13 protein-coding genes are annotated in these 11,284 nt (G+C 51.0%); 4 read left to right on the top strand and 9 right to left on the bottom strand.

Annotated features, from left to right (window positions below):
* The first annotated feature begins 45 nt into the window (after nt 1-45).
* Nucleotides 46-846, top strand: a complete 801-nt coding sequence (locus QZ279_RS06515) for a thioredoxin family protein (RefSeq protein ID WP_293449387.1) — start codon at nt 46-48, stop codon at nt 844-846.
* 2 nt (nt 847-848) lie between these two features.
* Here the strand turns inward: QZ279_RS06515 and QZ279_RS06510 are convergent, their stop codons facing one another.
* The 6 genes from QZ279_RS06510 to purB form a co-directional block, all read right to left on the bottom strand.
* Complete coding sequence (locus tag QZ279_RS06510) at nt 849-1,709, bottom strand: lysophospholipid acyltransferase family protein (protein WP_293449386.1); 861 nt, start codon at nt 1,707-1,709, stop codon at nt 849-851.
* Between the two features lie 31 nt (nt 1,710-1,740).
* A complete protein-coding gene (nthA, locus tag QZ279_RS06505) occupies nt 1,741-2,382 on the bottom strand; it encodes a nitrile hydratase subunit alpha (protein ID WP_293449385.1) in 642 nt (213 codons plus the stop codon).
* Nucleotides 2,372-2,689: an SH3-like domain-containing protein gene (locus QZ279_RS15710; RefSeq protein WP_366513896.1), complete on the bottom strand. Its 318-nt coding sequence runs from the start codon at nt 2,687-2,689 to the stop codon at nt 2,372-2,374. The genes nthA and QZ279_RS15710 overlap by 11 nt, the downstream gene beginning before the upstream one ends.
* Nucleotides 2,667-3,008 (bottom strand): ScnB-like protein, encoded by a 342-nt coding sequence (locus tag QZ279_RS15705; RefSeq protein WP_366513895.1) that lies wholly within the window; start codon nt 3,006-3,008, stop codon nt 2,667-2,669. The genes QZ279_RS15710 and QZ279_RS15705 overlap by 23 nt, the downstream gene beginning before the upstream one ends.
* Before the next feature lie 51 nt (nt 3,009-3,059).
* The gene (locus QZ279_RS06495; protein ID WP_366513894.1) at nt 3,060-4,064 is read right to left on the bottom strand and encodes a FliG C-terminal domain-containing protein; all 1,005 of its coding nucleotides are present in this window, start codon (nt 4,062-4,064) and stop codon (nt 3,060-3,062) included.
* Nucleotides 4,065-4,223: 159 nt separating this feature from the next.
* Nucleotides 4,224-5,525 (bottom strand): adenylosuccinate lyase, encoded by a 1,302-nt coding sequence (gene purB / locus QZ279_RS06490; protein WP_293449383.1) that lies wholly within the window; start codon nt 5,523-5,525, stop codon nt 4,224-4,226.
* Between the two features lie 171 nt (nt 5,526-5,696).
* On the opposite strand from purB, the gene QZ279_RS06485 reads away from it, so the two are divergent.
* Nucleotides 5,697-6,110, top strand: a complete 414-nt coding sequence (locus tag QZ279_RS06485; protein WP_293449382.1) for a DUF6314 family protein — start codon at nt 5,697-5,699, stop codon at nt 6,108-6,110.
* Between the two features lie 105 nt (nt 6,111-6,215).
* Entirely contained in the window at nt 6,216-6,815 is a 600-nt protein-coding gene (locus QZ279_RS06480; RefSeq protein WP_293449380.1) for a biotin transporter BioY, read from the top strand.
* Between the two features lie 81 nt (nt 6,816-6,896).
* Here the strand turns inward: QZ279_RS06480 and QZ279_RS06475 are convergent, their stop codons facing one another.
* Together QZ279_RS06475 and dddP are read right to left on the bottom strand one after the other, a co-directional pair.
* A complete protein-coding gene (locus QZ279_RS06475) occupies nt 6,897-8,102 on the bottom strand; it encodes an alpha/beta fold hydrolase (RefSeq protein WP_293449378.1) in 1,206 nt (401 codons plus the stop codon).
* Between the two features lie 85 nt (nt 8,103-8,187).
* A complete protein-coding gene (gene dddP / locus QZ279_RS06470; protein WP_293449377.1) occupies nt 8,188-9,528 on the bottom strand; it encodes a dimethylsulfonioproprionate lyase DddP in 1,341 nt (446 codons plus the stop codon).
* A gap of 159 nt (nt 9,529-9,687) precedes the next feature.
* Between dddP and QZ279_RS06465 the strand changes: the two genes are divergently transcribed.
* The gene (locus QZ279_RS06465; protein WP_293449376.1) at nt 9,688-10,428 is read left to right on the top strand and encodes a DUF3445 domain-containing protein; all 741 of its coding nucleotides are present in this window, start codon (nt 9,688-9,690) and stop codon (nt 10,426-10,428) included.
* Nucleotides 10,429-10,498: 70 nt separating this feature from the next.
* Here the strand turns inward: QZ279_RS06465 and QZ279_RS06460 are convergent, their stop codons facing one another.
* Nucleotides 10,499-11,068 (bottom strand): DUF882 domain-containing protein, encoded by a 570-nt coding sequence (locus tag QZ279_RS06460; RefSeq protein ID WP_293449375.1) that lies wholly within the window; start codon nt 11,066-11,068, stop codon nt 10,499-10,501.
* Nucleotides 11,069-11,284 lie beyond the last annotated feature (216 nt).

The following is an 11,284-nucleotide window of genomic DNA, read 5'->3' as shown; positions in this document are numbered from 1 at the left end:
TACCATTGCACACAATTAATGCGCGCAATTTGAAACAAGGTTTTTATGCTTTACTACTTTAACTCGCAAAAGGGTGATTGGTCATTACAACAGCTTGGGCCTATCACCGATGAAACACCAGAAATAACAACCGGACCTAGCTTGATGAAAACGCCAACACTTTGGATCACTGCCCTTTGGGTTACTTTGGTAACGAGCTGGGGCGCTGCAGTTCATGCGCAAAACCAGCCGGTTGTGATTGAGTTGTTTACGTCACAAGGATGTTCGTCGTGCCCACCTGCGGATGCGTTGATGCATAAGCTTGCAGCGCGTGGTGACGTGATCGCCCTTTCAATGCACGTGGATTACTGGGATTATATCGGTTGGAAAGATGAATTTGGGCGCCCTGAAAACGCAGCGCGCCAACGGTCCTACGCGGCGGCAGGGGGACGTCGGTCTGTTTTTACACCGCAAATGATAATCGGTGGCGTCGATTCAGTTGTTGGCACGCATCCGATGGATGTTGCTGATTTAATTGCGAAACACTCGGCCTCTCAGAAAGACGTCGCGATCAAAGTTGCACGCTCTAATGGCTTGATCACGGTTGTGGCAACAGCGCGCCGTGCTGCAAAATATGAGATCAAACTGGTAAGTTTCACCGGCAAGCGCACAACCAAGATCAAACGTGGCGAAAATGCGGGAAAAACGATCACTTACGTGAACGTTGTGTCAAATTTCCAAACGGTTAAAAAATGGGATGCCCGCACACCTTTATCAATAGCCGCAAAGGCCGGATCAGGCCCGATGGTCGTGCTCATTCAACGCGCAGGTCATGGGGCGATCGAAGCTGCAGCCGTCGTAAATTAAATTTACGTATTCTTCCAGCGCCGATGGATCCAAAACCATTGATGCATGTTCTCGCGGATAAGCGCCTCTAAGCCGTCATTCACGGCTTGGGTCATTGTTTCGGCGTCGCTATGCGGGATTTCCGCCTGAACGATGATATCGAAATCTAATCCATTGTCTTGGCGTCGCGCATAAATGGGGATCAGGGCTGCGTTGTACTTCAACGCAAGTTCTGCAGTAATCAAAGACGTGATCGCTGGCTTACCAAAGAAATTTAAATGTGTGCCGCCATGCGCATGCAAGTCGGTTAAAATTCCTAGAATGCCACCAGACTTGATGTGACGCACCATCTGCGACATGCCTTTGCGTCCTTGTTCAAACATTGGTGTGCCAATGGTGGTGATGGATTGAACATAGTGAGCGTTGAAATACGGGTTCGACATTTTCCGATATAGCGCGCCCATATTGAACCCTTTGGCAATCAGCGCCGCGCGGCTGACATCGTAATTTCCAAAATGTCCTGTAACCAAAATGACGGCGCGTCCATCTGAGCGGGCTTTTTCTAGTGCCACATATCCAGGACCTGATATTGGTGCAGCCGCAGCATGCTTTACGAATTGCTCTCCAGAATAGAGCTCGATCAAAGTTCGCCCAGCATTGTTGGGCACTGCTTTACAAAGACGCGCGATTTCAGCCACTGGCAATTCGGGTCGCACATAGGCCAGGTTTGCACGGATGCGTTTTGGGTACCCTGCAAGCGGCGATACGATGTTTTCGACAAGCCACCCCATTATTCGCACACGTTGCGCATAAGGGAGCAACAACGCCAGCCCTATAAGGCTACGTAGAAATATGTTCGTGATATACTGTGAGACTTGCTTCATTCAGCCGACTTACTGTGCATGTTGGCGAGCCTCAAGTCGAAGGATTACGCGCGACGCCTGTTCCGATCATCGAGTCGCGTGTTACCAAACTTGCGAGTTCTGCTTCGCTTAGCCCGTCAGTATCTTTCGGGCGTGCAGGGAGTACGACGTAGCGCATGTCAGCGGTGCTGTCGTGGACCCGCACCGTGACGTTTTCGCCTAGCGTGACACCGAACTCACTCAGAACTTTGCGGGGTTCTTTCACCGTTCGAGAGCGATATGCGCGCGATTTATACCAATCCGGCGGTAGGCCCAGCAAGTTGCGAGGGTAACATGAACACAGGGTACACACGATGATATTGTGGGTATCTTGTGTGTTTTCAACGGCAATCAAATGCATGGGGCCGACATCAAAACCCATCTCGAGACTGGCCGCAGATCCATCTTTTAAAAGACGTTGCTTGAAGTCCGGATCAACCCATGCTCGTGCAACTACCGCGGCGCCAATCGCGGGACTACGCGCATCCATTTTATCAATTTGCGCATTAATTTCTTCAGGCGTTGTTACATTCTTTTCAACAAGCAACTCACGCACCGCAATTTCCATCGTTTGCCAATAGCTTAAAGGCGTATCGTCATCGGCGCGGTAAGGATGGCCCGAAGGCGAAAGGTGGTCGTGATGATCATGTGGCATGGGTTGGGTCCTGCGGTTCGATCCAATGGGCGTAGACTTCAGCTTCGATAAAGTCGCGTGGGTTTTCGGCCTGATCGCCCCAAAGTTCCGTGGCAGAAAAGCGTACGCGATAGAGCATTTGTTCTGCGGCAGGCAATCCATAAGCAAGCTGTTCGGGGTTTTTAAAGGGCGCAATCACACGCTCAACGGTGCCGTGTTTGCCGCGGATGTAGGCGGGCGCGCGCACGTGGCCTGGTGGCATTAATTTGCGAATGCGAACGGGTGCACCTGCTGCGAAAAGACCGCTACCCAAGATTTGCTTCTCCATAGGTTTCGCCGCGCTTTTGGACCTGTGCCATTTTTGCACCCAACTCTTCTAACGTGTAGGTGCCACTTTCGATCAGGTTTTGATTGATTGAGGCAATCCAACGCTCATAATAACTCATGTTTTCAAAGGCATATTCCCCCATATCTTCAAGGGATCGACGCAATCCATCGACTGTGAAATAGCCCTTTGAGCTGGCCACTATCATCAGCGCGTCGACACGTTTTTCCCAAAGCGAAAAATCATGCTGGTTTTGCGGTACCGCACCAGCATCTTGCCCGCCCATATCATGCCAACGATGGCCATTTTTTTTAATGTTCATGTGAAAAGGTTAGCGAAGTCCACCACGGCTGTCTAGGCAGGCCAAGCTTGGTTAGGCATCAACACTTTCAATCAACAAAATTTCCCCGTTTTGTGCTAGTTCTCGTGCATTCGCGACGACATCCGACATCGCGTTCTCGCCACCTTCATCGCTCACGGTTCCACGTTCTTGAACGGCCTCGCGTATTTGATCGGCTATTCGACTGGACATATTCGAGAGAATGAAATCAGCAGACTCTTTTAGCGGGCTGACAGTCGCACCTGCCAAAGCAGTAATCAAAGTGGCGTTGTCTACACCGCGTAGCACAGCCGCGATATCACGCGCGTCGATGCGCGTCGCAATATGTTTAAAAGTGAAGATTGCCTTTCGAACTTTGGTCGCGAATTCCTGATCTTGGGAATCGAGCCCCTCTAAAAGATCATCGCGCGTGGCACTTCGTGAGGAATTAAAGATAGCGCCCAGTCGGTCCACTGGTGGGTTCGTAAAGGCACGCACGGGTTCGTCTCCAAGCTGGGTCGTCAGGGCAAGCCCGATTCGTTCAACAGCATCAGGCGTGACCGAGTTTGTGAGGGAGATCGCATATGTGATGCGCCGCGCACGTTCGCCGGGCATTTGTCCTAACATTTGTGCGGCTTTCTTAACATCAATTTTAAACAGTAAGACGGCTGCAACTTCGATGCTTTCTTCCTCAATAAGTGGCAATAGCTTTTCAGGTTCTAGCGTACGTAAACGTTCCCATGGATCGCCGCTTGCGCGCACACCTGTCCGTTTGCGAATTTGAACCGCAGCATTTGCACTAATTTCACCATCCATTTCACTTAAGGCACCGGCAATTCCCGCTGGAAATGTCAGGCCGGTTTGTTCAAGTTCATTCGCAAATTCCTCGACGACTTGAATAAGTGTTGTTCGATCTATGAGCCGCAGGCTTCCCATTTGCTGGGTGAGTTCTGCTTGTAGATTTTCGGGCAAGCTATCAATTGGGACATTCGCGCCCTCGGCCATCAAGAAACGTACGACAATCGCCGCTTTTTCAGCTGAATTTATTTTGCGTGCCACAGGTGCTGACGCGGCTTTTACGGGGCTAATCTGGCCTAATTGCATGGGGGTTAACTATCTTGCTGCTCGTTCCCCCAACTTATGAGCCAAAACCATGAACATTGGCTGAACAGCTTTTAAAGTTATTCAGCCAACACTCTTTTTCTCGATCTTTGGGATCTATCCAAAAACGCGCTTAAATATCGTGTCGACGTGTTTGGTGTGATAGCCAAGATCGAATTTCTCTTCGATACCCTCGGTGCCGAGCGCTTTGACAACATCCTCGTCGGCCAGCAACTCAGACTTGAAATCACATTCCGTTTCCCAGACTTTCAGAGCATTGCGTTGCACCATTTTATAGGCATCTTCACGGTTCACACCCGCTTGTGTCAGCGCCAGCAGAACCCGTTGGCTCATCACAAGGCCAGGGAACTTGTTCATGTTCGCCATCATATTGTCTGGGTAGATCAGCAACTTATCAATGACAGACGTCAAACGCGCGAGCGCGAAATCCAGTGTGATCGTCGCATCAGGGCCGATGTTACGCTCAACCGAGCTGTGCGAAATATCTCGTTCGTGCCACAGTGCTACGTTTTCCATCGCCGGTACGACAACCATCCGAACCAAACGCGCCAAACCTGTAAGGTTTTCCGTCAAAACGGGGTTCTTCTTGTGCGGCATCGCGGACGATCCCTTTTGACCCATTGAGAAAAATTCAGCCGCTTCCAGAACTTCAGTCCGCTGCATATGGCGAATTTCTGTAGAGACGTTTTCAATGGAGGAGGCGACGACACCAAGGGCTGCAAAGAACGCAGCGTGGCGATCGCGTGGAATAACCTGTGTTGAAATAGGTTCAGGGGACAGATCCAGTTGTTTGCAAACGTGCTCTTCTACCGCGGGGTCGATATTGGCAAACGTGCCGACCGCACCAGAAATCGCACCTGTTGAAATTTCGGCGCGTGCTGTTTTCAGGCGCGCGAGGTTACGATCCATTTCAGCGTAAAAACGTGCGAACGTTAGGCCCATTGTTGTGGGTTCTGCGTGGATACCATGGCTGCGACCAATGCGGATCGTGTCTTTGTGTTCAATCGCGCGACGCTTGAGCGCGGCAAGCAAACCTTTGGTGTCCTCGATCAAAATATCGGCAGCGCGCACAAGTTGGACATTGAAACATGTGTCCAAAACGTCGGAACTGGTCATGCCCTGATGCACAAAGCGGGCTTCTTCGCTGCCGACGTGCTCTGCGAGATGCGTTAGGAAGGCGATCACGTCATGTTTGGTGACGGCTTCAATTTCATCAATGCGTGCAACATCGAACTCGACGTCTTTGGCTTTCCAGACGGCTTCGGCATTCTCACGCGGGATCACGCCCAGATCAGCCATCGCGTCACAGGCATGTGCCTCAATCTCGTACCAAATGCGGAACTTTGTTTCGGGTGACCAGATGGCAACCATTTCGGGGCGAGAATAACGAGGGATCATGTGCGCCTGTCCTTTTGTGACTTTAAGCTTGTGTTGCGCTCTCTTAATCTGCGCGCGTATGTGGTTCAAGCAAGGAGCGAATATGAGTGGTGTACCTATCTTAGAAACGCTTGCGATTTTCGTTCACAATCGGGGCGGCGCGGCGCACAGGAAGCGTGGGATGGGAAGTAGATGACGGTGTCGACGTCTAATTTTCTGGGCCATTGGCAGATAGAGCGCACGATTGACGACGTGCTCAGCCAGAGTGGGGCTGTTTTTGCCGGAACAGCGTCGATTTCGCGCAATATTCCTCATTGGATTTATGCGGAAGTTGGAACGCTTACGATGGCAGGGAGCAAACCGATGATGGCGGAGCGCCAGTATTTGTGGCGACCCGACGAAAATGGGTTTGATATATTCTTCTCGGATGAACGGTTTTTTCACCGTTTGACCCTATCAGGACAAACTCAAGCCGCGCATTGGTGTGATCCTGATCAGTATGATGTGATCTACGATTTCACAGACTTCCCACAATGGAAAAGCACGTGGCGTGTGACGGGACCGCGTAAAAATTACGTTATGCACAGCATGTTTAGCAGGGCGTAAAGGCCTGTTTTCGCCGATTTGCACGCAATATTTGCAACTTTGCACTTGCACTTCGCAAATTGGCAGGAAAGATACAGGGCAACGCAATACGGCTGGAGAAACCAGATGAACCTGTCCTTAGATAACAAAGTCCTAAGCGAAGTGATCGCGCCGCAAGAGGGTACACTTTTGCTGGCAAAGAAGGCGGCCTTGGTCGTTGCTGGCATCGCTTTTCTTGCGATTGCTGCCAAAATCAAGGTGCCAATGTGGCCTGTTCCCATCACAATGGGCACGTTTGCCGTTCTGACAATGGGCGCTGCATATGGCGCACGCTTGGGTCTGATGACGATCCTGGGATACATGATCATCGGCGCACTTGGTTTTGACGTGTTTGCTGGATCTTCCGCTGAAAAATTTGGCATGACCTATATGATGGGCGGCACAGGTGGCTATCTGGTTGGTTACGTTCTTGCCATTCTTATGCTTGGAACATTGGCGCGCGCTGGATGGGACCGTTCGGTTCCCAAGATGGCTGGCGCAATGCTCCTTGGTAACGCGTTGATTTATATTCCAGGTTTGATCTGGCTTGGTATGCTGTACGGCTGGGACAAGCCGATTTTGCAGTGGGGCCTTATACCGTTCTTGATTGGCGACATTTTGAAGCTGGTTCTTGCGGCGGCGATTTTGCCAATGGCATGGAAACTTGTTGGCCGCGCACGCGGTTAAGCAAACACCTACCTGAATTTAAAAAGGGGCGTAGCAGGTGCTGCACCCCTTTTTCGTGGGTGAATTGGTGTCACTGCGGTCCTAAACAAGCACCGTTTCAATTGTGGAACTGTGCTCAATCGTTTTGTGCACAGGACATTTATCCGCAATCTCTAACACACGTTTTCGCTGACTTTCATCAAGCTTGCCCTTCAACGTAATGACACGTTTGAAACCATCGACTTTGTCCAATGTACCACTGTCTTGGGCGTGCATTTTGTCATGGTTTACATCAACTGAAATGCCGTCCAAAGGCCAGCCTTTGTAGCGTGCGTACATGCGAATTGTCATGGACGTACAAGCCCCAAGCGCGGTTGTCATGTATCCATAAGGCGTCATGCCGCGATTGGTGCCGCCATAGGCGAGGGGTTCGTCCGCCACAGTATGGTGATTAGACCCGCTATAAACGTCCTGCAGGAAGCCACGTGCATCTGCTTCGCGCACGCGCACAATCCCCTCGGGGGTCCCGATCGGTGGGGCCGCTTTGGGCAGCTTTAGATAGCGTGCACTCCATGATACAATCACGTCCGCCGCGTAGGACGCATCATCCGCATCGGTGATCAAATGGTCTGCATCATCCAAAGTCACAAAGCTTTTTGGGTGATTGACCGCCACGAAAATATTGGTAGCGTTTTCGATGCCAACGATGGAATCAAGCGGGGCGTGCATCACCAAAATCGCGGCTTTGGACGCGGCCAACGCGGGTTTTAAAGAAGCACCACTGATATCTTCGACAAACGCTTTGCCGATTGTGACAGGACGTCCGCCAAGGTTTACCGCAGCTTTGCCCGTCTTTTGGATTTCATCCAGTGCTCCGCCAAAGTTATGGGTCAAATGATCTGGATCAAACGGCGCACCAAGCGTCACAACGGCTTTGACACCTTCCAATTCGGGGGTAAGTTTCAAAACCGCAGCGCCGCCGAGTGAGTGACCAATAAGCAGGGACGGTGCCATGCCGCGTGATGCCAGCATGTCAGCCGCGGCCTTTAAGTCGTCAACGTTAGAGGTAAATGTGGTATTGGCGAATTCACCCAGCGAATGGCCAAGACCTGTGAAGTCAAACCGCAGCACCGCAATGCCTTGGTCGGCAAGGCGCTGCGCAATGCGGCGTGCCGCTGGAATGTCCTTGGAACACGTAAAGCAATGGGCAAAAAGAGCAGTTGCCAAATGTGGCCCATCAGGCAGATCAAGACGCGCAGCTAAATCATGGCCGGAGTGGCCGGGAAAAGCCAAACGTTCTGTAGGCATGGGCAGTCTCCTAGCGTTGTCCCTAGGGTGGGCCTTTTCTGCCGGAGTGTGAAGATATGTTACAGCGGAGTCGCGCGGAGGTGATCTATCGTCCCATCAACGCGTCATCGAAGGGATATTTTGTCAAATTTTCATAACCATCCTCTGTAATCAAAACCTGATCCTCTAATTTGATCGAATATTCGCCCCCGACTTCACCGCACGCGGCTTCAACACAAAGGACCATTCCTGGTTCCAAGGGATACTCGAAGGACCCGGGCACATAGTGTGATTTATGCGCAATCAAAGGCCATTCATCACACAATCCTACGCCATGCATCATGCAGCCATATTGCTGATCTCGATACTTTTTAGGGTGTTGCATACATTGATCAATCAGGTCTGTAATCATGATCCCCGGCTTCAACAATGACATGTTGTGCATGATAAAGTCATGTGAGTGCTGCATCGTTTCAATCATCTCAGGTTTGGGTTTTTGATCACCAATCCACCAAGTGCGTGAGATATCAACGCAAATGCCATAAGATCCGATCAAATCCGTATCAAAGGCGACGATCTCGTTGTTTTGAACAATCCGTGGGCCGCATTCTTGGAACCACGGGTTTGTACGTTGACCAGAGGCGAGAAGGCGGGTTTCGATCCATTCCCCACCACGCTTGATGTTTTCGCTATGAAGGACAGCCCAGATTTCGTCTTCTGATACATTTCCATTTGGTACAGCGCTGCGCGCGAAGACTTCCATCTCTGCGCAGGCGGTTTCGCACGCATGCGAAGCACAGCGCATCGCAAGAATTTCGTCAGGTCCTTTGATTGAACGGGATTTCTCGGTCACTTCTTCGCCGTCCATGATTGTCAAACCTTGGGCCTCTAGGGCGCGTAGACCGTGCAGCATGATCTTATCAACGGCAAGGCGTGTGTCACCGCTACCATGCTCGGCAAGCAAAATGCGAATTTCATTAGAGAGAACATCTGCTTGCACGTCGATCTTATCGCCACGATCGAAGTAAAACAGATCTGCCCCAGAGCGTTGTTCACGCACCAAAGGATTGAACGTGCTCAGGAAGGGTGAATTCTTGTAGTCCCAAATCACCATGTACCCATCCGCACACAACAGGACTGCGCGGAACGGGTTGTGGGTGTTCCACAGCTGCATGTTTGTGCTGTCGGTCGCATACCGAATGTTGAGCGGGTCGAACATCAACAACCCACCATACCCGCGGTCTATGATATGTTGGGTCAGACGTTTCCAGCGATATTCACGCATGTTTGCGAGGTTGGGCAGCGTCAATCCTGCAGCTTTCCATTCGCCAAAGGCAAGCTGGGTTGGTCCGATTTCAATGCGGTTATTGTCGTTCGGGCTGCCATCACCAAGGGTCGCGCCTTGAGTTGGATCAATCTTGCGGCCTTCTCGGTAATGTTGGTTCAAGTGACTGCCTCCCTTTTATATGAGAATGGGAGCGGTTTTTAGTCGGGTCATACATAGTTGCGACGTTTTTTATTGTCGTTTTTCAAGCATTCCCCCAGTTTTCCCGACCATCTTCAAGGATGCGTGACGTTATGCACAGGCTTTGCTAGGTCTGTTCTTATGAAACTGATTTGCCAGTCCGTACTACCCGAAGACATGCGCGTTGAACGAGCTTTGCCGGGTGTGCAGCCTTTGAAAATGGCTGACTGGTTACATGTGGACGATGTTTATGCGGCCCAAATGAATGAGCGATTGCGATTGATGGAAACGCGTCGCGGCGCGGTCTGTGCGCAGATGGAGTGTGCAGAAGAGGCGTGCCATGAAGCGAAAGACCTCGTTGTTGAATATGCGCGGAAAAAGGACGGGTTTTCGCATGAGCCCACAGAAATGTGGTGCCCCGACGGGCGCGTTGTCTCGCTGACAGACGATCCTTTGATCGTCATGGGCGCGCTTGTTCAAGAAGATATGTGTATTTTGCAAAAGCCAAACTGCAAGGACGAACATATCTTAAGTGCCGCGATCCTTTGTTTTCCATCGCTTTGGACCTTAAGTGAAAAGCTTGGTCACCCCATGGGGCGCATTCATGCACCAGTCGATGAATATAACGCTGACATCGCACGCCGTGTGCAGCGCCTATGTGATGGTGTGAAAGTTGGACGTCCGCTGTGGCGGTTCAATTATGGTCATGCGGGGCCTGAGTTATTTCAACCTCGCTCCGAGAAGGATTTCAGTCATGATCCCGTTCAAGGTGTCGTGAAATATCAACGCGCCGAGCGCCAAAGCCTTATTCGATTGCCAAAATCGGATGCGATATTGTTTTCGATCCACACTTACGTGGTCACGCCAGAAGCCGTTGGTTAAACATCTGATCGCACAAAAAAGCCCAGATAAAAATCCGGGCTTTCGAAAAATGGAATTTAGGAAGGGGGGGCTAGCGACCCCAAACGCGCACAGGTCCGCAATCCATGTGCACAAAGTTTGATCCAGAGTAGCGACCTACACCGCCGCCTTTGCAAGCAGACGCAGCACGTGAAACCTGGCTCACGGAGCGGGACGAGAGGCGCAAATCAGCTGCCTGTCCCTTCATGTGCAAGGAATTCTTTGCAACGCCTTTTGAGCGCGAGCGCAACATGTTGTTCGTTTTCGGGCTGCGATAGCCAGACAGCAACATGTAAGGTTCGTTTGAATCCAGCAGATTATGTGCCGCTGCCATCACGTCGATGGTGCGTAGATCGATAAACTTGACATCGTTTGTGCGCCAGTCGCGCATGAAGTGGTGCACTTCCTGAACCGCTTCTTTGATGTATTTACCTTCGATCCAATAAATCATGTCGATGCGCTCGCCCGTCCGGCCTGAGTACATCTTGATACGGCGAATATCTCCGCCACCGCGCAGAAAACCTGCGGCGTTTGCGTAGGATGGAGCTGCTACAACTGCTGTGGCTGCAAATGCACGAAGCAGGCCACGACGTGTTACGCCGGTACTAGTATCGTTTGCCATAGTAAGTTCGTCCCGTTCTTACCTGTTCGCATCTGATGTTACAGACGCTCTGCCTATTCTTCCCCGCAATGCGATTTCTATTACACATATCGAATCGCCAACCAAGCCTTGATTTTTCTGAGGCCTGTTTGACAACCAATTTCGGCATTTTTTTGCTTAAATAGATAAATATATCATTAAGCTAGGGCAATTGGCGCTAGCTGACGCACGTATTCG

This window comes from Planktotalea sp., assembly GCF_018607965.1.
Classification (GTDB): domain Bacteria; phylum Pseudomonadota; class Alphaproteobacteria; order Rhodobacterales; family Rhodobacteraceae; genus Planktotalea.
The sequence above is the reverse complement of the archived record's forward strand: the minus strand, read 5'-3'. Positions and strand labels throughout refer to the sequence as shown.

Bases quoted from the DNA above. Each gene is read 5' to 3' on its own strand.
- QZ279_RS06515 (WP_293449387.1), top strand. From the start codon at position 46: ATGCTTTACTACTTTAACTCGCAAAAGGGTGATTGGTCATTACAACAG.
- QZ279_RS06510 (WP_293449386.1), bottom strand. From the start codon at position 1,709: ATGAAGCAAGTCTCACAGTATATCACGAACATATTTCTACGTAGCCTT.
- nthA (WP_293449385.1), bottom strand. From the start codon at position 2,382: ATGCCACATGATCATCACGACCACCTTTCGCCTTCGGGCCATCCTTAC.
- QZ279_RS15710 (WP_366513896.1), bottom strand. From the start codon at position 2,689: ATGGAGAAGCAAATCTTGGGTAGCGGTCTTTTCGCAGCAGGTGCACCC.
- QZ279_RS15705 (WP_366513895.1), bottom strand. From the start codon at position 3,008: ATGAACATTAAAAAAAATGGCCATCGTTGGCATGATATGGGCGGGCAA.
- purB (WP_293449383.1), bottom strand. From the start codon at position 5,525: ATGATCCCTCGTTATTCTCGCCCCGAAATGGTTGCCATCTGGTCACCC.
- QZ279_RS06485 (WP_293449382.1), top strand. From the start codon at position 5,697: ATGACGGTGTCGACGTCTAATTTTCTGGGCCATTGGCAGATAGAGCGC.
- QZ279_RS06480 (WP_293449380.1), top strand. From the start codon at position 6,216: ATGAACCTGTCCTTAGATAACAAAGTCCTAAGCGAAGTGATCGCGCCG.
- QZ279_RS06475 (WP_293449378.1), bottom strand. From the start codon at position 8,102: ATGCCTACAGAACGTTTGGCTTTTCCCGGCCACTCCGGCCATGATTTA.
- QZ279_RS06465 (WP_293449376.1), top strand. From the start codon at position 9,688: ATGAAACTGATTTGCCAGTCCGTACTACCCGAAGACATGCGCGTTGAA.
- QZ279_RS06460 (WP_293449375.1), bottom strand. From the start codon at position 11,068: ATGGCAAACGATACTAGTACCGGCGTAACACGTCGTGGCCTGCTTCGT.